This window comes from Actinoplanes sp. CA-015351 (genome assembly GCF_050955685.1).
In the GTDB taxonomy this organism is placed as follows: domain Bacteria; phylum Actinomycetota; class Actinomycetes; order Mycobacteriales; family Micromonosporaceae; genus Actinoplanes.
Genome location: NZ_CP192102.1, coordinates 3,603,227 through 3,629,442, shown reverse-complemented (window position 1 = coordinate 3,629,442; position 26,216 = coordinate 3,603,227). Strand labels below are relative to the sequence as shown.

Annotated in this window: 26 protein-coding genes; 8 read left to right on the top strand and 18 right to left on the bottom strand. The window is 68.3% G+C overall.

The window, feature by feature from the left end:
• Window positions 1–135: 135 nt before the first annotated feature.
• The gene (locus ACQP2E_RS16340) at window positions 136–1,887 is read right to left on the bottom strand and encodes a hypothetical protein (RefSeq protein WP_433832517.1); all 1,752 of its coding nucleotides are present in this window, start codon (window positions 1,885–1,887) and stop codon (window positions 136–138) included.
• 124 nt (window positions 1,888–2,011) lie between these two features.
• On the opposite strand from ACQP2E_RS16340, the gene ACQP2E_RS16335 reads away from it, so the two are divergent.
• Window positions 2,012–2,401 carry a nuclear transport factor 2 family protein gene (locus ACQP2E_RS16335; RefSeq protein ID WP_433832515.1) on the top strand — a complete coding sequence of 130 codons (390 nt, stop codon included), beginning with the start codon at window positions 2,012–2,014 and terminating at the stop codon, window positions 2,399–2,401.
• 64 nt (window positions 2,402–2,465) lie between these two features.
• Here ACQP2E_RS16335 and ACQP2E_RS16330 read toward each other — a convergent pair whose 3' ends face one another.
• Entirely contained in the window at window positions 2,466–3,971 is a 1,506-nt protein-coding gene (locus ACQP2E_RS16330) for a DUF1996 domain-containing protein (protein ID WP_433832513.1), read from the bottom strand.
• A gap of 174 nt (window positions 3,972–4,145) precedes the next feature.
• On the opposite strand from ACQP2E_RS16330, the gene ACQP2E_RS16325 reads away from it, so the two are divergent.
• A complete protein-coding gene (locus ACQP2E_RS16325; RefSeq protein ID WP_433832511.1) occupies window positions 4,146–5,030 on the top strand; it encodes an SDR family NAD(P)-dependent oxidoreductase in 885 nt (294 codons plus the stop codon).
• Here the strand turns inward: ACQP2E_RS16325 and ACQP2E_RS16320 are convergent, their stop codons facing one another.
• On the bottom strand, window positions 5,031–5,864 hold the full coding sequence (locus ACQP2E_RS16320; RefSeq protein ID WP_433832509.1) for a patatin-like phospholipase family protein: 834 nt from the start codon (window positions 5,862–5,864) through the stop codon (window positions 5,031–5,033).
• Between the two features lie 34 nt (window positions 5,865–5,898).
• Window positions 5,899–6,291, bottom strand: coding sequence for a DUF6069 family protein (locus tag ACQP2E_RS16315; protein WP_433832507.1), 393 nt, complete (start codon window positions 6,289–6,291; stop codon window positions 5,899–5,901).
• Between the two features lie 109 nt (window positions 6,292–6,400).
• On the opposite strand from ACQP2E_RS16315, the gene ACQP2E_RS16310 reads away from it, so the two are divergent.
• From ACQP2E_RS16310 to ACQP2E_RS16300, 3 genes are all read left to right on the top strand, one after another.
• A complete protein-coding gene (locus ACQP2E_RS16310; RefSeq protein WP_433832505.1) occupies window positions 6,401–7,534 on the top strand; it encodes a sensor histidine kinase in 1,134 nt (377 codons plus the stop codon).
• Entirely contained in the window at window positions 7,522–8,184 is a 663-nt protein-coding gene (locus ACQP2E_RS16305) for a response regulator (RefSeq protein WP_433832503.1), read from the top strand. The genes ACQP2E_RS16310 and ACQP2E_RS16305 overlap by 13 nt, the downstream gene beginning before the upstream one ends.
• Window positions 8,185–8,356: 172 nt before the next feature.
• On the top strand, window positions 8,357–9,493 hold the full coding sequence (locus ACQP2E_RS16300; protein ID WP_433832501.1) for an endonuclease: 1,137 nt from the start codon (window positions 8,357–8,359) through the stop codon (window positions 9,491–9,493).
• Between the two features lie 573 nt (window positions 9,494–10,066).
• Here the strand turns inward: ACQP2E_RS16300 and ACQP2E_RS16295 are convergent.
• The 9 genes from ACQP2E_RS16295 to ACQP2E_RS16255 all read right to left on the bottom strand — a co-directional run bounded on the left by ACQP2E_RS16295 (window position 10,067) and on the right by ACQP2E_RS16255 (window position 17,817).
• On the bottom strand, window positions 10,067–10,291 hold the full coding sequence (locus ACQP2E_RS16295) for a hypothetical protein (protein WP_433832499.1): 225 nt from the start codon (window positions 10,289–10,291) through the stop codon (window positions 10,067–10,069).
• Between the two features lie 357 nt (window positions 10,292–10,648).
• Entirely contained in the window at window positions 10,649–11,083 is a 435-nt protein-coding gene (locus ACQP2E_RS16290) for a hypothetical protein (protein ID WP_433832497.1), read from the bottom strand.
• Between the two features lie 208 nt (window positions 11,084–11,291).
• Window positions 11,292–12,470 carry a fumarylacetoacetase gene (gene fahA / locus ACQP2E_RS16285; protein ID WP_433832495.1) on the bottom strand — a complete coding sequence of 393 codons (1,179 nt, stop codon included), beginning with the start codon at window positions 12,468–12,470 and terminating at the stop codon, window positions 11,292–11,294.
• Window positions 12,457–13,254, bottom strand: a complete 798-nt coding sequence (locus tag ACQP2E_RS16280) for a hypothetical protein (protein ID WP_433832493.1) — start codon at window positions 13,252–13,254, stop codon at window positions 12,457–12,459. Before ACQP2E_RS16280 ends, fahA begins: the two co-directional genes overlap by 14 nt.
• Window positions 13,251–14,444: a homogentisate 1,2-dioxygenase gene (locus ACQP2E_RS16275; RefSeq protein ID WP_433832491.1), complete on the bottom strand. Its 1,194-nt coding sequence runs from the start codon at window positions 14,442–14,444 to the stop codon at window positions 13,251–13,253. Before ACQP2E_RS16275 ends, ACQP2E_RS16280 begins: the two co-directional genes overlap by 4 nt.
• 2 nt (window positions 14,445–14,446) lie before the next feature.
• Window positions 14,447–15,652 carry a 4-hydroxyphenylpyruvate dioxygenase gene (gene hppD, locus ACQP2E_RS16270; RefSeq protein WP_433832489.1) on the bottom strand — a complete coding sequence of 402 codons (1,206 nt, stop codon included), beginning with the start codon at window positions 15,650–15,652 and terminating at the stop codon, window positions 14,447–14,449.
• 207 nt (window positions 15,653–15,859) lie between these two features.
• Window positions 15,860–16,036 carry a hypothetical protein gene (locus ACQP2E_RS16265; protein WP_433832487.1) on the bottom strand — a complete coding sequence of 59 codons (177 nt, stop codon included), beginning with the start codon at window positions 16,034–16,036 and terminating at the stop codon, window positions 15,860–15,862.
• Window positions 16,037–16,103: 67 nt separating this feature from the next.
• Window positions 16,104–17,102, bottom strand: coding sequence for a S1 family peptidase (locus tag ACQP2E_RS16260; RefSeq protein ID WP_433832485.1), 999 nt, complete (start codon window positions 17,100–17,102; stop codon window positions 16,104–16,106).
• Between the two features lie 121 nt (window positions 17,103–17,223).
• Window positions 17,224–17,817: a sugar O-acetyltransferase gene (locus ACQP2E_RS16255; protein WP_433832483.1), complete on the bottom strand. Its 594-nt coding sequence runs from the start codon at window positions 17,815–17,817 to the stop codon at window positions 17,224–17,226.
• 54 nt (window positions 17,818–17,871) lie between these two features.
• Between ACQP2E_RS16255 and ACQP2E_RS16250 the strand changes: the two genes are divergently transcribed.
• Complete coding sequence (locus ACQP2E_RS16250) at window positions 17,872–18,333, top strand: SRPBCC family protein (protein WP_433832481.1); 462 nt, start codon at window positions 17,872–17,874, stop codon at window positions 18,331–18,333.
• Here ACQP2E_RS16250 and ACQP2E_RS16245 read toward each other — a convergent pair.
• Both ACQP2E_RS16245 and ACQP2E_RS16240 read right to left on the bottom strand, forming a co-directional pair.
• Complete coding sequence (locus ACQP2E_RS16245) at window positions 18,279–20,582, bottom strand: IPT/TIG domain-containing protein (RefSeq protein WP_433832480.1); 2,304 nt, start codon at window positions 20,580–20,582, stop codon at window positions 18,279–18,281. The two genes, ACQP2E_RS16250 and ACQP2E_RS16245, sit on opposite strands and share 55 nt — an antisense overlap.
• Before the next feature lie 144 nt (window positions 20,583–20,726).
• Window positions 20,727–21,149: a hypothetical protein gene (locus ACQP2E_RS16240; RefSeq protein WP_433832478.1), complete on the bottom strand. Its 423-nt coding sequence runs from the start codon at window positions 21,147–21,149 to the stop codon at window positions 20,727–20,729.
• A 302-nt stretch (window positions 21,150–21,451) separates the two neighbouring features.
• Here ACQP2E_RS16240 and ACQP2E_RS16235 point away from each other — a divergent pair, with 302 nt between their 5' ends.
• A complete protein-coding gene (locus tag ACQP2E_RS16235; protein WP_433832476.1) occupies window positions 21,452–22,198 on the top strand; it encodes a GAF and ANTAR domain-containing protein in 747 nt (248 codons plus the stop codon).
• Window positions 22,195–22,953: an ANTAR domain-containing protein gene (locus tag ACQP2E_RS16230; protein WP_433832474.1), complete on the top strand. Its 759-nt coding sequence runs from the start codon at window positions 22,195–22,197 to the stop codon at window positions 22,951–22,953. Before ACQP2E_RS16235 ends, ACQP2E_RS16230 begins: the two co-directional genes overlap by 4 nt.
• Here the strand turns inward: ACQP2E_RS16230 and ACQP2E_RS16225 are convergent.
• The 3 genes from ACQP2E_RS16225 to ACQP2E_RS16215 all read right to left on the bottom strand — a co-directional run bounded on the left by ACQP2E_RS16225 (window position 22,931) and on the right by ACQP2E_RS16215 (window position 26,213).
• Window positions 22,931–23,317, bottom strand: a complete 387-nt coding sequence (locus tag ACQP2E_RS16225; RefSeq protein WP_433832472.1) for a hypothetical protein — start codon at window positions 23,315–23,317, stop codon at window positions 22,931–22,933. The genes ACQP2E_RS16230 and ACQP2E_RS16225 overlap by 23 nt on opposite strands.
• Window positions 23,318–23,435: 118 nt before the next feature.
• Window positions 23,436–24,440, bottom strand: a complete 1,005-nt coding sequence (locus ACQP2E_RS16220) for a fatty acid desaturase family protein (protein WP_433832470.1) — start codon at window positions 24,438–24,440, stop codon at window positions 23,436–23,438.
• Between the two features lie 129 nt (window positions 24,441–24,569).
• The gene (locus ACQP2E_RS16215) at window positions 24,570–26,213 is read right to left on the bottom strand and encodes a Na+/H+ antiporter (RefSeq protein WP_433832468.1); all 1,644 of its coding nucleotides are present in this window, start codon (window positions 26,211–26,213) and stop codon (window positions 24,570–24,572) included.
• Window positions 26,214–26,216 lie beyond the last annotated feature (3 nt).

Genomic DNA, 26,216 nt, shown 5'->3' with positions numbered 1-26,216 from the left:
TATGGCGTCAAGCTGTCGTCTCCGCCGCTCCGCACGGGCATGCTCACCCGTCAGCAGCCGATCGTTGCCTGGGCGGCTCCGAAACTTACGAGCGAATACAGATCATGTCGCTCGTGGGCCAGATGCCTTCCCCGGTCACCGTCGCCAGGCCTCGCGGATGTTGACGAGCAGCACCAGCAGGGCGCCGGCGAAGAAGCCGAACGTCACCACGTAACGGCCGTCGTGGTAGAGCACCACCAGGCCCACCACCGCCACGCAGGCGATCAGCAGGCGGACCAGCACGGCCAGAAACTTCTTCCGGACCAGGCCCTCGAAGATCAGCAGCGCCAGCAGCAGCCCGAGGGCGGTCTCCTGACCGGAAATGTTCAGCGGCGAGGCAACCGCGCCGATCGCCCACAGGATCAGCGGGGTGCTCAGCACGGCCCACCACGAGCGGGCGCGGCCGAGGAAGCCGGCGGCCGGTTCCATCGGCAGCCGACGATGCAGCAGGTGGGCGTGCGGGTCGTCGGGGACGGTCGCGGCGGTGATCGTGCGATGCAGGTCGTCGGCCAGGCGGGTTCGTTCCATCCGCAGGTGGAGCAGCTTCTGCTCCTGGCCGACCAGGGCGCGTACCTCCGGTGCCGCGGCGGGCAGGCCGGCCGCCGCGACAGCCAGCTCGTGCCGCATGGAGCTGATCTCCTGGTCCAGCTCGGCGAGCCGGTCCCGGTCCTTCTGGGTACGGATCCCGGCGTACTCCCGTTCGGCGGCGCGATTGGGTACGACTTTCGCAAGCCCCGCCCAGCCGACCGGATCTGCCCACGACTGGCGGACGGTGCCGTCGCGGGAGTACCGGGGGCCGGCCGGACCACGCTCGCCCCCGAGGCGATCGCGGGTGTCCCGCCCCCACAGGCCTCGGAAATCGCGTACCCACGGGGTGTCGTCGCCGATCACCACGGGGTGCCAGGCCTCGGCCTGACCGGGACCGATCGCCCGGCCGTCGCCGCGGGCGTAGTCGACGTACGGGATGCCGACGGTCCGCTGGTCCTCGGCCGACCAGGGCGCGAGGAGCCGGGCCGACCAGCGCAGGGCGTCAACGAGGCCACGCAGCCGCGGTGGTCGTACCGTGATCAGGTAGTCGCCGGGCAGGTACGCGCCGGAGTGTGATCCGGCGCCGACAAAGACCACCGGGTGCCGGCCGTCGACCACGGTGAGGTCCGGGTCGTCCCAGCGCCGCCGCAGGTCGTCGCCGGTCTCCTCGTGCGCGGAGAAGACCACCCAGGACGGCTTCGGCAGGCCGTCCTGATCGGGCTCGGCGCTGGCGTCCAGATATACGGTGACCTGTTCCCAGTCGGCCTCGTGCTCGTTGACGCCGCCGAACGCCGAACGCCAGTTGTTGAAGCTGTAGAAGTACCAGTACTGCAGGACGATCCACGGGTCGTCGCGCAGCACCCGTCCGTAATAGATCGGCCGTGACGGTTCCAGGTGGTCGCGCTGCAGCAGGAACGAGTGCGCGGCGCTGCCACCGGGAACGCTGCCACGAAACAGCAGCGAGAACCGGTTGAGCGTGTCGACCAGGCGCGCGGTCAGGCCGACCGAGGCGAGCCGGCTGGCCCGGGCCAGGTGCGGCGGGCGGTCCCGCAACGGGATGTGGGTGAGCTTCTCGTCATTCTCGATGCCCGACAGTGACAAGCCCAGGCCCTGCTCACCGCCGCCGGCCTCGGCCAGGTTGTCCAGGCTCAGCCGGCCCGTCTCGACGGTGCAGACCGGGCTCGTGCCGGGCTCGTTGCGCCACAGGCTGGACTTGCTCACATACCTCTCGACCGAGACCGGGTAGAAGTACTCGCCCTCGGTGAACCTGGCCACCGGCTCGTAAGCACGCAGCAGCCGCAGGTCGTCCGCAGTCCCCAAGCCCGTTCGTCCCTTCGGCGATCAGTGACGGGTGGAGGTTATCCGGAGCCCTGGACATCGACGCCACGGGTGCATATTCTCCGGCTATCGGATAGTCAACAAATTTACTATCAAGGGGGCCCGGATGCACGCCTTCCGTCAAGCGGTCGAGGCTCGTGACTCCACCGCGATCGAGGCTCTGCTCGCCGACGACGTGGTGTTCACCAGCCCGGTGGCCTTCCAGCCGTACCCGGGCAAGCCGATCACCGCGGCCATCCTGCGCGGCGCGATGCGCGTTTTCGAGAACTTCCGATATGTACGCGAGATCGGCGCGGACGGGGCCGCTGATCACGCGCTGGTCTTCCAGGCCACCGTCGGCGGCAAAGACGTCACCGGATGCGACTTCGTGCACGTCAACGAGGCCGGCCTGATCGACGACATCATGGTGATGGTCCGGCCGTTGTCGGCGGCCCATGCCCTGGCCGATGCCATGAATGCCCAGTTCGACCAGATCAAGCGGGAAGCAGTTTCTTAGCCCGTACCCCGGCAGTGAAAAGCCGGTCCCGCCGCGGAGCGGGACCGGCTCGGTGAAGCGTGGGTCAGTCGAAGGTCGGGGTGGTTCCGCATTTGACGCCCTGGTTCAGGCAGGTGCGGACCAGCGGGCCGAGAACCGCCGGGTCCCAGCCGTTCATCATGTCCATGTGGGCCGATGAGGGCAGGCCGGAAGCGAGTTTGAAGCCTTCGCCGCCCTGCGACTCATAGGTGAACAACTCCGAGATCGACGGAATGGCGACCGGGAATTTGCCGCTGGCGCAGGTGCCGTCCGGGCCGGTCGGGCCGACGTGCGATTTGTGGTCCGGCGAATCGACGTGCTTGCCGTCCCAGCAGTCCGGGAACGTGATCGAGATGATCAGGCGTCCGCCCGGGGCGCATTTCGGCCAGTTGCCGTCGGCGCTGCGGCCGGTTTCGGCGGCGCCGGCGCACCAGAACTGGTTGATGCCCGAGTTCTTCGGCGTGGGCTCCTGGCGTTTCGCGTCACCGGCGATCATCACGAGGCCGGGCGGGAGGATTTTCGTCGTGCTCGGGTCCTTGAGACGCGATCCGTAGTAGATCCGGAAGCCGTTCAGCGGGACCGGTTTGCCGTTCTGGGTCAGCTGCGGCATCCAGTACGCGGAGTTGTCGCCCTTGGTCTGGCAGCTGGTGGATTTCGCGGCCAGCAGGTCCTTGGTGGTGGTGCTCGCGCCGATGACGTCCGGGCCGAAGAAGGTGTGCATGTGCGAGGCGCCGGGCAGGTTCGGGAAGACGATCGCGTCGTCCGGGGATTCTTTGGCGATCGTGCAGTTCACGTGGAACTCGGGTACTTTCACCGGGTTGTTCTTGATCGGAGCCGGCTTCAGTTTTTCGAAGTCGGCGAGTTGCTCTTTCCAGAGCGCCTGGTCGACGTCCACCCAGCCGCCGGCGGGTATTGTCGCCGTTTTCGTCGGGGCTGCAGTCGGCGCTGTTGTCGGGGCTTTTGTTGGAGCTTTTGTCGGCGTCACGCTCGGATCTTTTGTCGGATTTTTCGTGTTATCCGGCAACAGTTTGAACCAGTTGATGTTGACGAAGTCGGAGGTGGCGTTGCTCTTCATCACCGCGACCACGTTCTGCTTGCCGGAGGCCGGCTTCGCGGTGGCGGTGACCGTCACCCATTTCTGCCAGCCGCCGGTCTTCGCGACCGGGATGGTGGCCAGCAGCGCCCCGGTCGGCGTGCCGGTACGCAGCTCGATCGTGCCGCCGGCCGTGTTGTCCGACGCGATCCGGGCGGCGACCGTGGCGCCGACCTGCACGCCGTCGTAACGCAGCCAGTCGCCGCCCGCCAGCCAGCCGACGTTCGTGCCGCCGCCGGTGTCGCCGGTGCTCTCGGTCTGCGCGCCGGACTGGGCGGAGAACGCCTCGGCCTGAAGGGCGCCGGGAATCGCGGTCCCGGTCTCGCCGGCGTTCGCGGTGGCTATGTAGATGCCGCTGGCGGCCACTGTCCCGGTGACGGTGACGGCGAGTACGGCTCGGGTGGCACGGCGACGATTTTTCGGGTTGGCGGGTGCGACGTGCTGAGGGTCAGTGCGCATTCCGGTCCTTTTGTTTTGGCGTGTTCGGACAGGAGTATGCACAGGTCAGAGGTGGTATTCAACTGCCTGCGAAAGACTTCAGAATGGCCTCGCAGGTGGCCGCGAAATCATCGCTCGATAACAGTTTTTCTTTAATTTTGGCTTAAGGCCGGGAAGGCGGGGTAGACGACACTTGTGCATGTCGTTATCACAGGAGCATCCAGCGGGGTCGGCCGTGCCACCGCGCTCGCGTACGCCAGGGAAGGCGCCCGGCTCGTCCTGGCCGCCCGTTCTCCGGCGGCCCTCGACCGGGTCGCGGCCTCGTGCCGCGAACTCGGCGCCGAAGTCCGGGTGGTGCCCGCCGACGTGACCCAGCCGTCGACGCTCGATGCGGTGGCGTCCGCGTTCGGGCAGATCGACGTCTGGGTGCACACCGCGGCGGTGATGGCGTACGGACGGTTCGAGGATGTTCCGGCCGAGGTGTTCAACCGGGTCATCGAGACGGATCTGACCGGCTCGGCAAACGTGGCCCGGGTGGCGCTCGCCCGGTTCCGCGCCCAGGGACATGGGGTGCTGGTCTTCGGCGGTTCGCTGCTGGGGACGGTCGTCACGCCGTACACAAGCTCCTATGTCACCAGCAAGTGGGGCGTGCGAGCTCTGGTACGCGCACTGCGGCTGGAAACCCGCGACGCCTCCCGCATCCACGTCTGCCTGGTCTCCCCCGGTTCGGTGAACACGCCGATCTACCGGACGGCCGCCAACTTCGCCGGTCGTTTCGGACAGCCGCCGCCTCCGGTGGACTCCCCCGAGAAGGTGGCGGCGGCGATCGTCCGGTGCGCCCGGCACCCACGAGGAACAGTGAGCGTCGGGCTGGCCAACAAGGTGATCCAGTTCGGGTTCGTGGCGCTGCCCGGGGTCTACGACGTGATGGTCGGGCCGCTCATGCGGCTCGCCGGCCTGTCCCGGGAAAAAGTGGCACCGCACCACGGAAACGTCTTCGAGCCACTGCCGGCCGGAGAGCCACTGCCAGCCGGAAAGCCACTGCCGGCCGGAAAGTCACTGCCGGCCAGCCACTCGTGATCAGATGGGCCAGACGGCTCGGACAGTTCCGGCCGAGGACTCGCCCTGGCGCAGGCCGGCCCGGACGGCAGCCGATCGCTTCGTCGGGTCCATGAAGTTGGCGCCGTACGCCTCCATCGCCGCCTCGTCCGGCTCGATCAGCAGCGTCTTGCCGGCGCCGGTCGAGGCCATCTCGGCCAGGATGCGGTCCTTGCCGAACGATGCCATCGGGGCGATCACCACCAGGTGATCAGCACCGGCGGCAAGGTCGGCTCCGGCGCCGAGGCGCACTCCCCCGTCGATGTAGCGCCGGTCGCCGATCGTGACCGGCGGCATCAGGGCCGGCACCGCGCAACTCGCCGACACCGCCTGGAGCAGGGGTGCGCCGGACGTCCGGTCGAGGACCACGTCACGGCCGTCGGTGGCGTCCACGACCGTGATCCGCAGGTCCCGGTCGGGCCAGTCGCTGATCGGCAGCAACGGTTTCATCCGGGCGACGTAGGTCGTCTCGTCCTGGTTCGGCGCGGCCAGGGCCATCGCGCCGACCTGGGCTCGGGCCTCCTGCGGCGGGATGGCCGGGTCCGCCAGCACCGCGAAAGCGGCGAGCACCCGGCCCATGCTTCCACCGCCGCCGCTGCTCGGCCGCTCCTGCACCTCTTTCTCCTGTTCAGCCACGGCGGCTTCGAGGTCAACGCCCGCGGCCAGCAGGGTGCCCACTATCGAACCCGCGGACGTGCCGATGATGATGTCGGCGTCACCGAGGGAGACACCGGAACGCTGGAGGCCGCAGAGCAGGCCGAGATGCCAGGCGACGCCGGTCACGCCACCGCCGCCGAGTACCAGAGCTGTCGTCACCTACCGGACAGTAATCGAGGTTCACCACCGATGGTTATCGGCAGTATTGCCGGCCGGGCAGCCCGATGACCAGCGCCAGGCCCACCGTCAGGTGCATGCCGACCAGCGCCAGCACACTGTGCAGGTCCGCGCCGCTGCCGATCGGCCCGGCCAGCGAGATCAGCAGCACGATCGATGCGATGATCCGGAAAGTCCGGGCCGGGCGCCCCGGCTTCTTCTCCAGCAGGGCCAGCAACCCCCAGGCCGCCAGCCCCGCGACCAGCGCTGTGGCAACCACGGCGACCGGCCCGACCCGCTGATCCGACTCGCCCTGGTGGATGGTGATCGTCCCGTTGACCGCCCACAGAAGCAGGGATCCGGCAGCGCCGGCAGCAACGGTGATCATTCGGCCGGCGGTCCGGTTACCCAACAACGTCTCATTCGTCATGCCGATGAGCATCGATGCGCACCCCACCGGCACACATCGGGCCGGCGGCAGCCCCGCGTACAACTTTGGATGGTGTCGCCGCCTCCCGCCCGCCGGTTAGCCTCGGCCGGTGATCAGGTCCCGCCACGAAATCGCCGCCGTCGCCGTCAATCTCGGCGCGTCCGGTGTGCTGATCGCCGTGACGATCCTCGGTACCTGGGCGGAGCGCGTACCCGGCCCGCTGCTCGCGCTCGATCTCACCGCCGGCGTGCTGAGCTGGCTGATCACACCCTGGCTGCTGTGCCGCCCGGTCCAGGCCACCGCCGTGCTCACCCTGCTCGCGGCCATCTCGCCGGCGGCCACGCCGCCGGCCACGATCGGCGCGCTCCAGGTGTCGCTGCGCCGGCCCCCGAAAACCGCGATCTTGGTGGCGGTCACCGGAGTTGCCGCGCATGCGGTCCAGGGTCTCTGGAGGATCAACAGCGGGATCTCGTACGGGTGGTGGCTCGTTCTGATCAGCATTGGGTACGGTGCACTGCTCGGCTGGGGTGCCTGGGCTCAGGCACGGGCGGCGCTGATCCGGTCGTTGCGCGAGCGGGCCAGTCGGGCCGAGGCCGAGCAGGGGCGGCGGGTCGCCGAGGCGCGCATGCTGGAACGCCGCAAGATCGCCCACGAGATGCACGACGTGCTCGCCCACCGGTTGTCGCTGCTCGCCACGTTCGCGGGCGCGATCCAGTACCGGCCGGACTCCTCCCCCGAGCAGCTGTCCCGGGCGGCCGGCGTGGTCCGGGACGGCGTACACCAGGCTCTTGAAGAACTGCGCGAGGTGATCACGATCCTGCGCGACGACGATCTCGGTGACGCCGACGGTGGCCGGCCGCAGCCGGTGCTGGCCGACCTGCCGCGCCTGGTCGAGGAGTCCCGGGACGCGGGCGCCGAGGTGCTGCTGCGTCAGGAGGTCGACCAGCCCGGCGAGGCGCCGCCGGCGGTCGCGCGTACCGCGTACCGGGTAATCCAAGAGGGACTGACGAACGCGCGCAAGCATGCCGCCGGGGAGCGAGTCACGGTGGTCCTTCGCGGCGGTCCCGGGCGCGGTCTGGAGATCTTGGTGAGCAACCCCTTGGGTACGGAACCGCCGGGCTGGTCCGGAGGCGCCGGTCTGGTCGGGCTCACCGAGCGGGTCGGCCTGGCCGGCGGGCAGCTCGACCACCAGGAGGTAGGCGGCGAATTCCGATTGCAGGCGTCGATACCATGGCCGGCGTGACCCCACCGGTACGCGTGCTCATCGTCGACGACGACGCCCTGGTACGCGCCGGTCTCACCATGATGCTCGACGGCGCACCCGGCATCGCGGTGGTCGGCGAGGCCTCCGACGGCGACCAGGCACAGGCCGCCGCCGACAAGCACGCGCCGGACGTGGTGCTGATGGATCTGCGGATGCCCCGCATCGACGGCATCACCGCCACCCGCCGGCTGCGGGCCCGGCAGCGGCCGCCCGAGGTCATCGTGCTGACCACCTTCGACAGCGACGACAACATCCTGCACGCGCTGCGCGCCGGGGCCAGCGGTTTCCTGCTCAAGGACACCCCACCGGCCCGGATAGCCGAAGCGGTCCGCCAGGTCGCCGCGGGCGAACCCATCCTGTCGCCCCGGATCACCCGCCGCCTGATGGACCGGGCAGCAGTGCAGGCCGGCGCGTACGCCCACGCCAAGGCGACACTGGCCGGCCTGACCCCGCGCGAACGGGACGTCGTCGTCGCGATCGGCCAGGGCAGCAACAACGCGGAGATCGCAAAGTCGCTGGACATGACGGTGGCCACCGTGAAGACCCACGTGTCGCGCATCCTGATGAAGCTGGGGCTGGACAACCGTACCCAGATCGCGCTGCTCGCCCATGACGCAGGTTTCGCCTGAGCGTCAGCTTCCGCTCACCCGTACTCATGATGACTGAAGTGATATGGACCGGGCGGTGAGGCATTCGCTCACACTGATTCCTGTATAGACAGCCCGGCGAACGGAGTCCCCCATGCCCGGTCGAGCACGCCAACGGCGCGTCATAGCGCTGTCCATCCCCGCCCTCTCAGGCGTGTTAGTCCTGCTCTTCTCGTTGATGACCGCCCCGGCGTCGGCGGCTGCCGCGCTGACCGTCGCCCAGGCGATCGCCGGCCAGAGCGGAACCGGCACCGTCGTCGGATACGTCGTCGGCGAGCCCACCGCCACCAGCACCGTGCGGTTCAGCGCCTTCACCGGCGACACCGCGATCGCCATCGCCGACAGCAAGACCGAGACGAGCACGACAAAGATGCTGTACGTGCAGGTCACCAGCGCGTACCGCGCGTCGTTCGGGCTGCTGACCAATCCGTCGCTGATCGGCAAGGCGGTCACCGTGACCGGCACGCTGACGGCCTATTTCTCGCACGCCGGGCTGAAGTCGCCGACCGCGATGACGGTCGGGGCGACCGCCACCACATCCCCCACGACCACGGCGACGGCAACGGCAACCGCCACCGCCTCCCCGACGTCCTCCTCGTCGACTGACGCGTATTACGCCAACGCGCTCGGGAAGTCCGGAACCAGTCTCAAGAACGCGCTGCACACCATCATCTCCAGCAATGTGACAACGCTGTCCTACGACGGGGTGTGGAACGCGCTGAAAGTCACCGATCAGGACCCGGCGAACTCGGCGAACGTCATTCTGCTCTATTCCGGAACCAGCCGGTCGAAGACGCTCAACGGCGGCAACAGCGGAAACTGGAACCGCGAGCACGTGTGGGCGCAGTCGCACGGCGACTTCGGAACGGCCAACGGCCCGGGCACGGACCTGCACCACCTGCGGCCCGAGGACGTCACCATCAACGCGGTACGCGGCAACAAGGACTTCGACGACGGCGGAACCGCTGTTTCGGGGGCGTCCGGGAACTACACGGACTCGGATTCCTGGGAGCCCCGGGACGCGGTGAAGGGTGATGTCGCGCGGATGCTGTTCTACATGGCGGTGCGTTATCAAGGTGACGACGCGTGGCCGGACCTCGAAGTCAACAACGCGGTGAACAACGGGTCGAACCCCTATATGGGGAAGTTGTCGACGCTGGTGCAGTGGAATGCGGAGGATCCGCCGAGTACTGCGGAGAAGAGCCGTAACCAGGTGATTTACAGCAGCTACCAGCACAACCGAAACCCGTTCATCGACCACCCGGAGTGGGTGTCCTCAATCTTCGGCTGACGGGTTGGGCGGCGGGCGAATAACGTTCGGGCGTTCGGGCGTTCGGGCGTTCGGGCGTTCGGGCGTTCGGGCGTTCGGGCGTTCGGGCATTCGGGCATTCGGGCATTCGGGCATTCGGGCGTTCGGGCGTTCGGGCGCTCGTGGCCGTCGGAGCGGCGGTGAGCGCACGCACGAGCGGTTTGCGTGCGTTCACCGCCGCTTTTCGCGTGCGTCTACCGCGTGCATCTACGCCCAGTCTGTAAGCGTTTTGTGTGCGTCCGCCGCCCCCTGCAGATAGGGGTAAATGGGTGCGTCCATCGCCGCTGTAGGTAGGCGTAATGCGTGCGCCGATCACCCCCAGACAGGCAATCTTGCGTCCGTCAGATCCGGCGGTTCGACAGGTCCGTCAGGTCCGTCAGGTCCTACACGGCGGGCGGTGACGAGGGCGCACACAACGGACGCTTCGCGTGGATGAAGTCACACGTAACGACATTGTGCGACTTCACCTACGCCAGGGCCGAGATAGGAGCTCACACAGGTACTCGGTGTGACCTCATCAACGCCGCCCGGCCCCTAGGTGTGCCCGGATCGAGGTCAGGCCGAAAGCACACGATCGGCCCGGACCAAGGCAAGATCGCCAGACGGGTAGGCGCGCAGCATCGTGCCGCCCGCCGCACGCCGGCCCTTCCAGGTCGATAGTGTCCGACTTTCCTCGATCTTGTCGAGTTTCCCGAACACGGCGCCGCTCAAGTCACCAAGATCGACGGCGGGTTGCCCGATCTTGTGGAATCCCCGCAAACGGTTCGGGAAAGTCCACAAGATCCGAAGCGGAGGCCGCGCGAAGACGTGCGGCTGGCGGTTGCCGGCTGGGCCCCGATCGCAGAGCCTGTAGGCGAAGCGAGAGCACACAGTGGGCGCCGGCCACGGCGGGACGTGAGCACACGGTGGGCCCGCGGCAAGACTGGACGGAAGCACACGGTGGACGGCGGCCTCCGCGAGACAGAAGCACACCGTGGGCACGCAGCAAGGCGAGACGGGAGCACACCGTGGGCCCACAGCAACGCGAAACGGGAACACACCGTGGGCCCTCGGCAAGGCTGGACGGGAGCACACCGTGGGCCCTCGGGGGTGCGCCGTAGCCCGGATAGGCCATCGGGCTCCGATAAGGCCGGCGCGTCAACGCAGGTTGGACAGGTGGTCGTGGAGGGTCTGGGACAGGGCAGCGCTCTGCGCGGTCAGCTCCGCCTCGGTGACAACCGGCTGCTCCAGCTGGACGATGATCGAGACGTATCCGTTGCCGGAGGACGTCGACGCCTCGGATGAGCCGGTTCCGTCGGCGGCGGCGACGGCCTCGCTCTCGAAGCCCTCCAGTGCGACCACCGGAGTCCCCTTGCCCTCGGCGTCGGCGCGCGAGGCCCGCACCCGGTCGGACGCGCTGTCCACCGCTCCCGCCACCCGGTCGATCTGCACCTGGGTGAGCACGGCCGTCCCCTCGCCGGGCGTCCCGTAGACGCAGAAGATCGAGAGCACCTCGGCCTTGTCGATCTTCTCCGGCGCGCCGAGCTGTGCGAGACCAGCGAAGTCGGGCGCCGTCAGCGCCGGGCAGTCCACCGCGAGAGACTGCCACGCGGTCTCCGCCTGCGCCGGCGCCGCGTCGTCCGAGCATTGCTAATCGATGCGTTCCGTTGGTCCGGCCCCGGGAACCGCGTGCTCGGCTGCCCCCTCTAAGCGAGACGAGACGAGACGAGACGAAACGAAACGAAACTAGGCGAAACGAAACTAGACGAGGCGAGGCGTTGCGTCCCACTCAATGACGTGGCTACCCGACGACGCGGCCGCGCACCTCGCCCAGCCCGATCGTCGTGCCGCCTTCGCCCGGGGCCGTCGCGCGGATCACCACCTCGTCGCCGTCCTCCAGGAAGGCGCGGGTCGACCCGTCCGGCAGCACCAGAGGCTCCTGACCGTTCCAGGACAGTTCGATGAGGGAGCCCGGTGAGCCGCCGCTGATCGTGCCGGAGGCGTACAGGTCGCCGGTCCGCAGGGACGCGCCGTTCACCGTGAGGTGGGCCATCATCTGGGCGCCGGTCCAGTACATCGTGTCGAACGACGGCGTCGAGATCAGGTGGCCGTTCAGCCGGACCTCCAGGTGCACGTCCAGGCCCCACGACGGCGTCTTCTCGTCGTCCAGGTAGGGCTGCAACGGCACGGTCCGCTCCGGCGGCGCCACCCGGGCATGGTCCAAAGCGGCCAGCGGCACGATCCACGGTGAGATCGACGTGGCGAAGCTCTTGCCGAGAAACGGGCCCAGCGGGACGTACTCGAACGCCTGAATGTCGCGCGCCGACCAGTCGTTGACCAGGCAGACACCGAAGACGTGCTGATCAAAAGAGGTCAGCGGCACCGGCTGACCGAGCACCGACGGCACGCCGACGACAAAACCCAGCTCGGCCTCGATGTCGAGTCGTTGGGACAACCCGAAAACAGGACGCTGACCGCTCGGGCGGACGATGTCAGTTCCGGACACCACCACCGTGCCGGCCCGGCCGTGATAGCCGATCGGCAGGTGCTTCCAGTTCGCCGTAAGCGGTTCCTGCCCCGGCCGCAAGATCCGCCCGAGGTTGGTGGCGTGCTGCTCGGAGGCGTAGAAGTCCACGTAGTCGGCGACCGTGAACGGCAGGTGCAGCACCGCGTCGCCCGCCGCGACGAGGTGGCCGCCGAGCAGGTCGCGATAGACCTCTTCGGTCACCCACATGGTCAGCTGCGCACGCAACTCGGCCCAGATGGACGGTCCGGCGGCGAGCAAGGCATCCAGCGACGGCCCGGCGACAGCGGACATCAGCCCCGGAGCGAGACGACGCACGGCCGCCGGCAGGTCGATGATCGAATGACCGATAGCGACACCGACGCGCGGATGCGGATCAGCGGCCGTGCTGAAAACCCCGTAAGGCAGGGTCGCCACACCGAACGGATGGTCGACCGGGACATCAAGCCAGCTCACGTAGATCCTCCGGGAGTAATCCAAGGTCAAGCAGGCCGTACACCGGCTCGTCGACACTGCACGTTCCGAAACTGACGAACCGCGACCGCACCTGCCGCGCCAGACCGGAATCGATCGTGGCTATCGCCGCCGCCACCCGATGACCGTCCTGATCAGCGAGCGCCGCCGCGATCTCCCCGACGTCACCGCCCTGCACGGCATGCGCGGTCGCCACGATCACGTTCAGGAACCCGTGATGTTCAAATCCGGTCATCGGGTCACGATGCCGGATCGGGTCGTGCAGCCCGGCGGTGAGCTTGAACGCCACACCACCCCGGACGGCCGACCACAATGCCCCGGCCAGATCCTTTTCGGTCGGGAACGCTTCCGCGCGTACCCCACCGGTCCTGATCTTCAAGCGCGACCGCGCGTCGCGCAAGGCCGCGACGCGCGTCGCGCTGATCTCCCCCAAGGGCACTTCCTGGTACGCCCTACGCGTCCCGCCCCCACCGGGCAATGCCGGCCCTTCCGTCGAAACGACATCGATCCCCGTCGACGCCGCCTGGACGGCGGACACGTCGGCCCCCGCTTCCGGCAGCACCAGCGACGTCCGGAGCACCGGCCCACCCGCAACGACAGCGACCAGTTCGTCCAGGCGCGCCAGCGAGCAGACGAACGGACCGAGCATCGGCGCGAGCGGCGAATCCAGACGAGCCCGATACGCCATGACCGCTTCTGACATCGGCACGTTTCCCGGCGGGAAGATCGCCGCATCATCGAAGAGCACGAGAAACAGCGGGTTCACGACCGCGCCCAGGTCCACGCATAGGCGCCGTCGTCGCTGATCCGGCCGGCCTCACCGAGCCCGAGCGGCCGGAACGTGTCGACCATGACCGCCGTCTCGTCGAACCGCTCGGCGCCGAGGCTGGCCTCGATGGCGGCCGGCTGCGGGCCGTGCGGGAAGCCGCCGGGGTGCAGGGTGATCGATCCGACGTTGATCCCGGAGCCCTTGCGGGCCTCGTAGTCGCCGCCGGCGTAGAACATCACCTCGTCGCTGTCGACGTTGGAGTGGTAGTACGGCACCGGCACGGCGAGCGGGTGGTAATCGACCTTGCGCGGCACGAAGTTGCAGATCACGAAGTTGGTGCCCTCGAAGACCTGGTGCACCGGCGGCGGCTGGTGGATGCGGCCGGTGATCGGCTCGAAGTCGGCGATGTTGAAGGCGTACGGATAAAGGCAGCCGTCCCAGCCGACCACATCGAACGGGTGATTCGGGGTGACGTGGACGCTGCCGGCCAGCCCGCCCGGCCCGTCGCCGCGGTGCTTGATGTAGACCTCGGCAAGCTCGCCGTCGCGTACCGAAGGAGCGCTGGGCAGGCGCAGGTCCCGCTCGCAGTACGGCGCGTGCTCCAGAAACTGCCCGTACCGTGACAGGTACCGTTTCGGCGGGGCGATGTGCCCGTTCGCCTCGATCGCATAGAGCCGCAACGGCTCGTGCCCACTCGGCACCCAGCGATGTGTCGTGGCCCGTGGAATGATCAGGTAATCGCCGGGACCCGCGTCCAGATCCCCGAACACGGTCTCCACGACGCCGGTCCCCGACTCCACATAGACGCACTCGTCGCCGGTGGCGTTGCGGTACAGCGGCGACGCCGTCCCGGCCACCACGTAACTGATCCGCACGTCGGCGTTGCCGAGCACGAGCCGCCGGTCGCGGACCGCGTCGCAGGACTTCCACTCCTCACCCTCGAAGAGCTGGTGCAGTTTGAGGTGGCGGGGCAGCAGCGGCGCGTTCGCCTCAGCCGACTGGTCGGGCAGCTGCCAGACGCGGGCGCCGACCACCGCCGACGGCACGTGCCGGTGGTAGAGCAGGGAGGAGTCCGAGGAGAAGCCCTCCTCCCCCATCAGCTCCTCGTAGTAGAGCTTGCCGTCCGGGTCACGGTGCTGGGTGTGCCGTTTGGGCGGAATGCTGCCGGCCCGCTGATAGAAGGCCATGATCAGAAGTTCCCGCGTTTGGCCTGCTCACGCTCGATCGCCTCGAACAGCGCCTTGAAGTTGCCCTTGCCGAACCCGAGCGAGCCGTGCCGTTCGATCAGCTCGAAGAACACCGTTGGCCGGTCGCCGATCGGCTTCGTGAAGATCTGCAGCAGGTACCCGTCCTCGTCCCGGTCGACCAGGATGCCGCGTTTCTGCAGCTCGTCGATCGGTACGCGTACCTCGCCGATCCGGGCCCGCAGCTCCGGGTCCTGGTAATAGGAATCCGGGGTGGCCAGGAACTCGACGCCCTCCTCGACCAGCGCGTCGACGGCCCGCAGGATGTCGTTCGTGGCGAGCGCCAGGTGCTGCGCGCCGGGACCACGGTAGAACTCCAGGTACTCGTCGATCTGCGACTTCTTCTTGCCGAGCGCCGGCTCGTTGAGCGGGAACTTCACCCGGTGGTTGCCGGACGCGACGACCTTCGACATCAGCGCCGAGTAATCGGTGGCGATGTCGTCGCCGATGAACTCGGCCATGTTGGTGAAGCCCATGACCCGGTTGTAGAAGTCGACCCACTCGTCCATGGCACCGAGCTCGACGTTGCCGACGATGTGATCGAGAGCCTGGAAGATCCGCTTCGGCGCGCCGGGACGCTTGCCGTGCGTCGAGCTGCGGGCGACGTATCCGGGCAGGTACGGCCCGGTGTACCGGTCCCGGTTGACCAGGGTGTGCCGGGTGTCGCCGTACGTCGCGATCGCCGCGATCCGCACGGTCCCGTGCTCGTCGGTGACGTCGTGCGGCTCGTCGAGGATCTTCGCGCCCTGTGCCCGGGCGTGCGCCACGCACTTGTCCACGTCCGGCACCGCCAGGGCGATGTCGGTGATGCCGTCGCCGTGCAGGGTGTGATGGGCGATCAGCGGGCTGTCCGGGTGCACCCCGCCCTGCACGACGAACCGGATGGCGCCGCTCTTGAGCACGTACGACATGTGGTCGCGATTGCCGGTCTCCGGACCTGAGTACGCGATCAGCTCCATGCCGAACGCGGACTGGAAGAAGTGCGCGCTCTGCGTGGCGTTGCCGACCGCCCAGACGATCGCATCCCAGCCGGTGACCGGGAACGGGTCACCGCCGGAGTCGTACTCCACCAGCCCGACCAGTTGCTTGAGGGTGTCGAGGTCGAGTTCGGCGAGCCGCTCTTCGTTGGTCAGCGTGTCGTTGACGGACATCGTGCTCCCTTCGGGGACACCGGTGATGTCTCACATGCTGGACACGCCGCTGTGGTCTGCGCAACAAGTACATTCCCTGACCGGCAGATTGCACAGATACGCCGGGAAGTACCGGCGAGTACTGGTCAGATTGCTAGGTACGACAGGCAGGCAGCCTGCATCCATCCGCGAGTGGCCGGCGGCGGAGACCACCACGCGTCACGGTGGTCACACGAGTTCCCTCAACGCAGGCAGCGGAGCCCGGCGGGTGATCCGGCCCGATGGCGCGATGATGCGGGCGAGGCGGGCGTCCGGCTGCGCCGGCGGAAACGTCAGACGTTCGAACTTCGGCATGACGGCGTTGATCGGCAGGCGCGGGCCGGACCTCAGGATTTCTCCGCGCATCGTGATCCGGGTCGCAAACCTTCACCGCGTCGCCGTTACCGGTCGCGGACGCCCTCGTGGCCGCCGATCACCAGTGTGATCGGCGGCGGCCACGGTATCGGCGCTTGCTGCGCCTCGCCATCGCCAGTCCGATCACGGCGACCACGGCGACCGGGACCGACAGCAGCGCGACCGGCGGCAGCGTCAGCGCGGCCGGAACACCGGGTTGCTGGGCCGCGGGTCCGGCAACCGCGCTGGACCGCGGCCTGCTCGCCGGCGATTTCTTGACAGTCTTCTTGTTCGGCGACGGTGACGGGCTTGCCGCCGCCAGGTCCGCCTTGATGATCGACAGGATCCACGGCGCCACCGCGTCCACCCGGGTCGCGATGTCCGCACCGGTGTGCGGGCACGCCGGCCCACGACTGACCACCCCGACGATCACGGCGGTGCCGTCGTCCGCCTCGGTGAAGTACGGTCCGCCGGAGTCACGCTCACACGGGCTGGTGTTCGATTTCGGCGACGCCCCGGACAGACCCATCTCGGTCGTACCCACGCTGCTCACCTCGAACTCCCCGGTACGCAGACGATCGGGCGTCCTCGTGGCTGTCGCCTTCGTGAAGCCGTACCCCACCAAGCGGGCCTCCTGGCCGGCGGCCGGACGCTGGCGATTGAGCCGCAGCGGGGTGATGTCGGTGATCGCCCGATCCAGCCGGGCCAGAGCGACGTCGGCCTTGCCGTGCTGCCGGACCTCGACCACTTCGACGAGATGGCCGTCCTCACCGGTCAGATCGGTACGCCCGACCGCCGCGAGCGACTCCTCGGCAACCGGCCGTGACACCCGGCGACCGTCCGCGTCCTTGAAACAGTGCCCGGCCGTGAGCACCCAGTGCGGCGCGACCAGCCCGCCCGAACAGGAACTGTCCCGGCTGCCGCCGTCCTCCGTCGGAATCCCGTTGTCGATCAGCTTCACCGCGAACGGGTACCGCCCGTCGGGCACGCTCTCACCGTTGGCGATGGCGTGGGCGGGTGAGGCCGCAACGAGCGCTCCCAGCGGCATCGCGAGGAGAGTCGTCAGCAGCTTCCACATCTTCGTCACCGTCCCGGAACGCTAGTTCGTCACGTCAACCCCTACTTCAATGACGGATCCCGACCGAAACACGTTCACAAAACCCAGAAACCAGTACGTCACACCCGGCCCGCGCCCTGGTTCACGGCATGCGGTTCTTGAGGTCCTCTTCGGTGATCGGGCGGACCACGCGGCACGGGACGCCGACAGCGACCGACATCGGCGGGATGTCGCGGCTCACCACACTCCCGGCGCCGATCACCGAGCCGTAGCCGATGCGGACACCCGGGAGCACGACCACGTTGCTGCCGATCCAGACCTTGTCCTCGATCACGATCGGCTCGGAGAAGCGCCGGAAGTCGACGCGCAGGTCCGGGTGGATCGGATGACCGGTCGTGGTCAGCGTGACGCCCGGGGCGATCATCACGCCGTCGCCGATGCGGATCTCCACGTCGTCCACGAACGTCAGATTGACGTTGCCGAAGAAGTCATCCCCGATGTGGACGTTGCTCCCGAAGCCGGCGTGGAAGGGCGACAGCAGCACGGTACGCGCGCCGACCGACCCCAGGATGCGTTCCAGCAGCGACCGGCGCTGTTCCTCGTCGCCGGGACGGGTGTTGTTGTACTCGAAGACCAGATCAGCTCGCCGCCGCGGGTTCTGGAAAGCCGCCTCGGACTCGGTGTGGAGCAACCCCTGCCGGATCCGGTCGAGCACGTCTTCTTCCGAGGAATCCATGGACCCGACCCTATAAGGAGGCAAGGTGAGCGACAGGGAGCGTTACCATGCCGCGTGGCCACGATCTGCGTAGAAACCACCGTCGACATCCCTGCCGACCGAGCCTGGGAGGCCGTCGCCGACGTGGGCGCGGTCCACCAGCGCCTGCTGCCCGGCCGGGTCATCGCCGCCGTGATCGAGGGCGACAACCGCATCCTGACCATGCCGGACGGCCACCAGGTCCGCGAGCTCATCCTGGCGATCGACCACGACATCCGCCGGATGGCGTACACGGTGGTCGAGGGCCAGCGGATGCCGCTGACCTATCACCACGCGGCGTTCCAGGTGTTCGAAGAGGGCGACCACAGCCGCCTCGTCTGGACCACCGACGTCCTCCCGCACGCTATGGCCGCCCTGATCCAGCCACGCGTCGAGCGCGGCCTAGCCGAGATCAAAGACGTCCTGGAGAGCACCACGAACGCTCAGGACGCCGTGAAGGTGAGCGACCCGGTCCGGCCCTCCGCCGGGTCGATGTAGATCTGGTGGATTCCCGCTGACGGCAGTGTCACCGTGACCGCGTCCTGGCCGGCCTTCGTCGCCAGCACGGTCCCGTCCGGCCGCTTGATCGTCCACGTCACGTAGCAGCACGGCAGCCCACCTGTCGCATTGCTGGCGTTGACGGTCACCGTCTGGTTGGCGGTGCCGGTGAACGACAGGTACCCGTTCGCCGTTGGCGTGCTGATCGAAACCGTCTTGGCGACGGCGTCGAGCGTCAGCGTGCCCAGGTTGACGTCGGCCGGCCCGGTCCAGGCGTTCAGCGTGGCCGATCCGGCGCGGCCCTCGGCCGGCGCGAGGCGTACCTGATAGGTCCCGGCCGACGGCAGCGTCACCGCATCGAGGAAGTCGTTGCCGACCTTGCCGGTGCCGACCCTGACTCCCGCCGGCGTGTAGACGCCCCAGCTCAGATAGAACAGCAGATCGGTCGACGCGTTCGACACCTGCACGGCGACCTTCTGGTTGGCGGTCCCGGTGAACGACACGTACCCGCCGTGGCCCGGCGTGCTCAGCGTGACCGATTTGGCGGTGCCGTCGAGCAGCAGCGTCCCGAAGTCCGTGTCGGCCGTGATGATCCAGGCGGCGAGCGCGATGGTCCCGGTACGGGCCTCAGCCGGATCGATCCGGAGCTGATAGGTGCCAGTGGCCGGCAGAACCGCCTGGATCACGTCGTTCCCGGTTTTGACCGACCCGAGCCGGGTGCCGTCCGGGTTGTAGATCCCCCACGTCAGGTAACAGCACCCGAACCCGGCCGATGCCGCGCTGGCCTGCACGGTCACTGTCTGGTTCGCGGTACCGGCGAACGACAGGTATCCGTTGCGTCCGGGGTTGCTGAACGCCACCGTCTTCGCGGTCCCGTCCAGCGTCAGGGTGCCGAGGTCGGCGTCCGCGGCCACGCTCCAGGCCTGGACGGTGATCGATCCAGTGCGTACCCCTGCCGGGTCCAAGCGCAACTGATAGGTACCTGCCGCAGGCAGGGTGACGGTGTCGAGGAAGTCGTTCCCGCTCTTCAGCGCGCCGACGAGCGTGCCGTCCGCAGCGTGCAACCCCCACGTCAGGAAGCAGCAGGACAGCGAGGCCGACAGGCCGGAGGTCTGCACCACGACCTTCTGACCCGCGGTGCCGGCGAACGTCAGGTACCCGTTGCGACCGGCGTCACTGAGCGTCACCGTCTTGGCCGTGCCGTCCAGGGTGAGACCGCCGAGGTCGGCGTCGGTGGTGAACGCCCAGGCCTGCGCGGTGATCGATCCGGTCCGCAGTTCGGCCGGGTCGATGCGCAGCTGGTAGGTGCCCGCCGACGGCAGCGTCACCGCGTCGAGGAAGTCGTTGCCGGCCTTCGAGGAACCGATCCGTGTCCCGCTCGCCGAGTAGATTCCCCAGGTCACGTAGCAGCAGCCGAACCCGGCCGAGGCGTTCGACGTCTGTACCGAGATCCGCTGGTTCGCGGTGCCGGTGAACAACAGGTATCCGTTCTGTCCCGGATTGCTGATCGTCACGGTCTTGGCGGTGCCGTCGAGCGGCAGCGTGCCCAGGTCGGCGTCGGCGGGCACCTTGTAGATCGTCACGTCGAGCGTCGCCGCCGACGAGGAGGTGTTCTTGACGATCAGCGTCCGGGCGCCGGGCACGCTGATCGGCGGCATCGTGTCGAGCTGCCCGTTGCTGCCGAAACACGAGACGGCGCCGGTCTGCCCGAGCCGGGTGTCGTAGACCCGCAGATCGAACGTCGACGTGCACGAGCTGGGCGAATTCGCCTCGATCAGCACGGCGAAGCGTTCGGCCAGCAGGTCGTCGAACAGGCGTACCAAGGTCTTGCCGGCGGCGACGCTGAGCGTGGTTTTCGTCCCGGGGGTGATCCGGCCGGTGCCGCCCACCTCCGCCGCGGTGACGCGCCCCGGCAGCACGAACAGGTCCGTGCTGCTGGTCGCGGTCCCGGACGGCGTGGTCACCGCGATCTTGCCGCCGCCCACGCCGCTCGGCACGGTCACCGTCAGGCTGCTCGCGGTCCGCGACGCGACCGTCGCGGCCGCGCCGTTGATCGTGACGCTGACCGCCGCCGGTTCCGCGTCGAGGTTGCCGACCTGCACCGTGACGGTCCCGCCGCCGGCCACGACCACCGGCGAGAACGAGTCGATGCTGGGAACGGCGAGCTGCGCCACCGCCGGTCCGGGAGGCATCAAAACCATCGCGACCAGCACGAACACGGCGGTGACAAAACGCGACAAGGTCAGCATGACCCGCTCCCGCAGACAACAGCATAGGGGTGAAATCAGGGCAATTCGACCGTAGCCGAGGCCACCCCTGCCGTTACCGGGAACGCTCCACCAGGGTCACCCTTCCGCCAAGGCCCCACCCCGTTCGGTACGCGCGAAGCGGTCTTACGCCTCGGCCTGGTACTCCTCGATCTTGTCCTCTGCCCAGCCGATGACCTGCGCGACCTCGTCGGCGTCGGCGGCGAGGGCCCAGTCCTCGACCAGGTTGGCGAGGCTCTCCGGCAGGCCCGGCGTCTCGATGTAGGTCACGCCCAGGTCCTGCAGGATGCGGTCGAAGTGGACCCAGTTGTCGTCCGGGTCGAGGTCCTTGCCGGCGGCCTCGTACCCGTCAAGCCCGTCGTTGCCGGCGGCGAGGATCTCGTTGGTCCGCCAGTCGATGATGTCCCAGGCCTCGTCGTCGAGCTGCCCGCCGGTGACGATCCGCCGGCCCTCACCCTCCAGCTCGGTGATCCGCTGCCGGATCTTGCCCGCGTCGGCGTGGTTGGCTTCCAGAACGTTCTGGATATGGGTCTTCAACAGGTCACTCACGCCGTGGAGCATACGCTGACCGGCGAACCACCCACCCAGGTCGTACCGTATCCCCCTGCCCGCGACCGAGCTGCTACAGCACGACCCGCACCACCACATCGCCCGCACGGGACCGCGCTGATCCGATGTGGACCAAGTTCGCCCGGCGGGGTTACGGTCGCTGGGGCGTTGTCCAGCGTATGGTGGGGGCGTAAAGCAGGCTCATCCGGCCCCAGTTCCCCTGGCGTGTGTGCCGGGAAGGGGACGGTAATGCCGGCGCTGAAGAGTGCCATCTCCCGTGCACGCCCACCGTTCGCGGCGTCATGACCTCGGCAAACGGCGAGGATGATTATCGGGCCACGGTTCGGCGCCTGATCGACCGGCAGCCGCAGCACCTCGATCTGTTGCAGCGGGTCTGCCGTGCGGTCACCGAGAATCTGTCGGCTTTCGGGACAGGCGTCTGTGTGATGACCGCCGACGGGACGCTCGGGGTGTCCGCCGCCTCGGACGAGGCGATCGGGCGTACCGAGGAATTGCAGTTCGTCCTAGGAGAGGGACCTTGCATCGATGCCTTCGCCGCTCGCCGGCCTGTTCTCGCCGCGAACCTGGCCGACGCCGCGAACTATCGATGGCCGGTGTACGCTCCGGCCGCCCACGACAACGGCGTCCGCGCCGTTTTCGCTTTTCCGCTCCAAGTGGGTGCCGCACGGCTCGGTGTCATGGACATTTTCCGTGATCGGGTGGGACCGTTGACGGACACGGAGTTGCGGATGGCTTTCACGTTCGCGGACGTCACCGTCGAGGTGCTGCTGGACACTCAGGAGAAAAATCTGACGAGCAACAGCACCGGGCTCCTGGATGTCGGCCATCGTGCCGAGCTGTTCCAGGCGCAGGGCATGGTGATGATGCAGTTGGGCGTCTCGATCGCTGAGGCGCTCCTGCGGATGCGGGCTTACGCCTACGCCGAGAACCGCCGTCTCGAAGACGTCGCACGCGATGTCGTCAACCGAACGCTGCGATTGGACGGGCCCAAGAATGAAGATCCAGAGCTTCCGAAAGGTACGGCATGAGCACCGTCTCGGCTGAGCGGCTCGCCACGATCTTCGTGGAGGCCGCCGATACCCTTGTTGACGACTTCGACCTCCTCGAGTTCCTGCACATGCTCACCGACCGGTCCCGCAGCCTGGTCGGAGCGGCCGCTGCCGGGCTGATGCTGGCCGACGAACACGGCCGGCTGGAGTTCGTGGCCGGCTCCGACGAGAACGTCCGCCTGGTGGAGCTGTTCCAGCTCCAGAACGAACAGGGCCCATGTCTGGAGGCGTTCCGGACGGGCCAGTCGGTCATCAACGTCGATCTGGCCGCCGCGGTGGCCCGCTGGCCGCGCTTCGCGCCCCGGGCGGCGGCGGCGGGTTTCCGGTCGGTACACGCGTTTCCGCTGCGGCTGCGGTCCCACGTGATCGGCGCGCTGAACATCTTCGGCACCAGCACCGGTGGAGATTTCGAGCCCTCGGACGTCCCGATCCTGCAGGCGCTCGCCGACGTGGCCACCATCGGCCTGATGCAGGAACGCACGATCCGCCGCAATGAGATGCTGACCGAGCAGCTGCAGGGTGCGTTGAACAGCCGGATCATCATCGAGCAGGCCAAGGGCGCGATCTCCCAGCTTCACGGTGTCACCACCGACGAGGCGTTCCTGCGGATCCGCACGTACTCCCGGAACAACAACAGGCGGCTCACCGACGTGGCGAACCTGATCGTCACCGACCTGCCGAGCCTGCCCGGCCTGACACCGCCGAACGGGCCTAAAGCCCCGCCAAGGAGCTGACCGGGCGACCGAGCAGCGCGGCGAGCTCCAGCTGCGCGTAACTGGGCCGCGGATTGGCGACGACACCGTCGACACGGCAGCGCAGTTCCGCCATCCGGCGCTGGGCGATGCCGAAAAGCCACGCGACGACGTCGACGTCCGGCTCGCTGTGACATCCCGCCAGCCACCACACTTCGAGGTACGTGGCCGCGAGAACCTCGTCCCGCTGCCCGCTTCCCGGCGGAAGCACCGACAGCACGGCACGGACGTCGGCCTGCGTGCGGTCGAACAGCGCGGCGAACGCGGGCTTGCTGCCTTGCGAAATCCACTCGATCAGAACGCCGTCCTGGACGGACGGCGCGAATGCACGGGCGACCTTACTCATCGTGACTCCTGGCGCGGCGACATTATCGCCGCCGGAGTCTGGAGCGACGCTCTTCGAGCGATAACGCTACGGTGTCCGCGCCGCGCCAAGCGACCGATTTCCCCCATTGGGAGGTGTACTACGAGGCGCGCAGCGGCGCTCCTACCTCGTGCAGGTAACGCAGCGCCTGCCGGTACGACTCGATCAGGCTCGTCTCTTCGTAGGAGACACCGGCCGCACGGCAGTACGCCTTCACGATCGGCTTCGCCTTGCGCAGATTCGGCGTCGGCATCGCCGGGAACAGGTGATGCTCGATCTGATAGTTCAGACCGCCGAGCGCCGCGTCGACGATCCATCCCCCGCTGACGTTTCGCGAGGTCAGCACCTGCTTGCGCAGATAGTCCTCGTCCCCGGTGGGATGCGGCATGCCCTTGTGATTGGGCGCGAACGTCATGCCGAGATAAACCCCGAACACCGCGTGGTGCACGGCGAAGAACGCCAGCGCCTGCCACGGCGACAGCACCACGAGCAGCACGGTCACGTACGCGACCAGATGCACCGCCATCAGACCGGCTTCCAGCCCACGGCGTTTCATCCCGGGCCGCCGCAGGGCCTTGATGCTGGAGATCCGCAGGTCGATGCTGAGCAGCGTCAGCAGCGGGAAGAACAGCCCCGCCTGGTGGCGGCTGACGAAGGCGGCCAGCCCGCGCCGGCCGAGCGCCGATTCGGTGGCCCAGATCAGTACCTCCGGTTGCACGTCGGGGTCGAGTTCGTCGTGGTTGGGGTTGGTGTGGTGACGGGTGTGCTTCTCCGTCCACCAGCCGTAACTCATCCCGACGCCGACGTTCGCGACCATTCGCCCGACCACTGCGCTGGTGCCTCTCGAACGGAAGACCTGCCGGTGGGCGATGTCGTGGGCCAGCAACGCGACCTGGGAGAACGCGATGCCGACGAACCCGGCAACGGCGAGCTGCCACCAGGACGAGCCGATCAGGACGTGCGCGGTCCAGGCGGCCACGAACATCGCGGCCACCACGGCACCGCGTACGGCGTAGTAGACCGGCCGCCGTTCCAGCAGGCCGGCCTCGGAGATCTGCCTGTTCAGAGCGGCGAAGTCGCTCCCGGCCGGACGTGTTGACTGCATCGGCGACTCCCTCGCGACATGCCCCGGCCACGACGAATCGGCCGTGAGCGGCACTGAACGAGGCTGCGGAGTCCGGACAGCCACTTTATCGCGTCCGGAGTACCCCGTCCCCGCGATCGACAAACGCCGTCACCGCCGGACCGGGCGGTCGGGCAGCAGCCGTTCCTCGAGGTCGAGTTCGTGCTCCAGGACGCGCAGGCCCTCGTCCGGGAGCCGGCCGGAGTCGCGCCACCGCAGCAGTTCGGTGCGCTGGGCGTCGATCGCCACCCGGCGTACGTGCAGGGCGGCCTCGTACGTCGGTGACACCGGGGTGACGTCGGCGTCGCTCTCACGCAGCAGCGCCAGCCGGCCCCGGTACCGGCTCAGCCGGGTACGCAGCTGTTTGCGCATCGTGTCGATGACCTTGGTGTGGATGTCGTCGTGCTCCTCGGCCTCCAGATCGTCCAGGGCAGCCAGGGCCGCTTCGACCGAGGCGGAGCGGGCTTCGTTGCGTACCCTTGCTTGGTCGTTGTCGTCGGCGCGCAGCTTGAGCGCCCGGACGAGTGGGCCGAAGGTCAGGCCCTGGCCGACGAGCGTGACGAGCACGACCACGAAGGTGCAGAACAGCAGCAGGTCGCGATCCGGGAACGGCTCGCCGCTCTCGGTGACCAGCGGAATCGTGAAGATCGCGGCGAGGCTGATCACGCCGCGGGTGCCGGTCCAGCTCATCGCGATCACTTCCCGGCCGGTCAGCGGTTCCTCACCCTTGTCCGACCGGTCGTTGCCGAGCCAGGTGTGCAGCGACCGCGGCAGCGACTGGGTCAGCACCAGCCACAGCGGGCGCAGCAGCAGGACCACGCCGACCGTGATCGAGACGGCGATGACGATGGTGCTGGTGTCGTACTTCGCCAGGCCGCGCACCACGGCCGGCAACTGCTGGCCGATCAGCAGGAACACCAGGCCTTCGAGCAGGAAGTCGACAAGCCGCCAGACCGCGCTGGTCTGCAGGCGTCCCGCGCCGGATGCCGCCCTCGGCCGGTGGTGCCCGACGATCAGCCCGGCCACCACGACCGCGAGCACGCCGGAGACGTGGATCCGCTCACCGAGCAGATAAGCGCAGAACGGGGTGCTGAGCGAGACCGCGTTGGCGAGCAGCGGGTCGCCGCTGATCGGCCGGGACAGGATGCGGACCACGTAGGCGACGAGCATGCCCACCGCGACGCCACCCACCGCGGCGATCACGAACTGGCCGAGTGCGGAAGTCGCCGAGAAGTCGCCGCCGACCGCTGCCGCCACCGCCACGCTCAGGATGGTCAGCGCGGTGGCGTCGTTGAGCAGCCCTTCACCCTGGATCAGCGTGACCAGCCGGGGTGGCAGTCCGGCCTTGCGACCGACCGCGAGAGCGGCCACCGGATCGGGTGGTGCCACCGCCGCGCCGACCGCGATGCCGGCCGCCAGGGTCGCGCCGGTGACGAACCACGCGAAGCCCAGGCCGATCAGCACCGCGGTGAGAAGAACCAGGACCACCGAAAGACTCACTACGGTACGGAGATTGCGGCGGATATCCAGCAGTGAGGAGTCCAGTGCCGCGCTGTAGAGCAGGGGCGGCAGCACGAACGTCAGGACGACGTCGGGGTCGAGCGAGATGTTGGGTCCCGGGAGCAACGCGTACCCGACGCCGATGACGGGCAGCATCGCGGCGGCCGGCAGTCCGGTGTGGTTGGCCACCCACCGCACCAGGCCGACGACCGCTACGGCGGCCAGGACGAAAGCCAGCAAGTGCTCGACGCTCATGCC

What these genes read in the sequence shown, in the direction of transcription:
- ACQP2E_RS16265 (WP_433832487.1), bottom strand. Translation starts at nt 16,036, where the DNA reads ATGCGCGGAGAAATCCTGAGGTCCGGCCCGCGCCTGCCGATCAACGCC.
- ACQP2E_RS16230 (WP_433832474.1), top strand. Translation starts at nt 22,195, where the DNA reads ATGAGCACCGTCTCGGCTGAGCGGCTCGCCACGATCTTCGTGGAGGCC.
- ACQP2E_RS16220 (WP_433832470.1), bottom strand. Translation starts at nt 24,440, where the DNA reads ATGCAGTCAACACGTCCGGCCGGGAGCGACTTCGCCGCTCTGAACAGG.
- ACQP2E_RS16235 (WP_433832476.1), top strand. Translation starts at nt 21,452, where the DNA reads ATGACCTCGGCAAACGGCGAGGATGATTATCGGGCCACGGTTCGGCGC.
- ACQP2E_RS16305 (WP_433832503.1), top strand. Translation starts at nt 7,522, where the DNA reads ATGGCCGGCGTGACCCCACCGGTACGCGTGCTCATCGTCGACGACGAC.
- hppD (WP_433832489.1), bottom strand. Translation starts at nt 15,652, where the DNA reads ATGTCCGTCAACGACACGCTGACCAACGAAGAGCGGCTCGCCGAACTC.
- ACQP2E_RS16330 (WP_433832513.1), bottom strand. Translation starts at nt 3,971, where the DNA reads ATGCGCACTGACCCTCAGCACGTCGCACCCGCCAACCCGAAAAATCGT.
- ACQP2E_RS16335 (WP_433832515.1), top strand. Translation starts at nt 2,012, where the DNA reads ATGCACGCCTTCCGTCAAGCGGTCGAGGCTCGTGACTCCACCGCGATC.
- ACQP2E_RS16275 (WP_433832491.1), bottom strand. Translation starts at nt 14,444, where the DNA reads ATGGCCTTCTATCAGCGGGCCGGCAGCATTCCGCCCAAACGGCACACC.
- ACQP2E_RS16255 (WP_433832483.1), bottom strand. Translation starts at nt 17,817, where the DNA reads ATGGATTCCTCGGAAGAAGACGTGCTCGACCGGATCCGGCAGGGGTTG.
- ACQP2E_RS16315 (WP_433832507.1), bottom strand. Translation starts at nt 6,291, where the DNA reads ATGACGAATGAGACGTTGTTGGGTAACCGGACCGCCGGCCGAATGATC.
- ACQP2E_RS16245 (WP_433832480.1), bottom strand. Translation starts at nt 20,582, where the DNA reads ATGCTGACCTTGTCGCGTTTTGTCACCGCCGTGTTCGTGCTGGTCGCG.
- ACQP2E_RS16225 (WP_433832472.1), bottom strand. Translation starts at nt 23,317, where the DNA reads ATGAGTAAGGTCGCCCGTGCATTCGCGCCGTCCGTCCAGGACGGCGTT.
- ACQP2E_RS16260 (WP_433832485.1), bottom strand. Translation starts at nt 17,102, where the DNA reads ATGTGGAAGCTGCTGACGACTCTCCTCGCGATGCCGCTGGGAGCGCTC.
- ACQP2E_RS16215 (WP_433832468.1), bottom strand. Translation starts at nt 26,213, where the DNA reads ATGAGCGTCGAGCACTTGCTGGCTTTCGTCCTGGCCGCCGTAGCGGTC.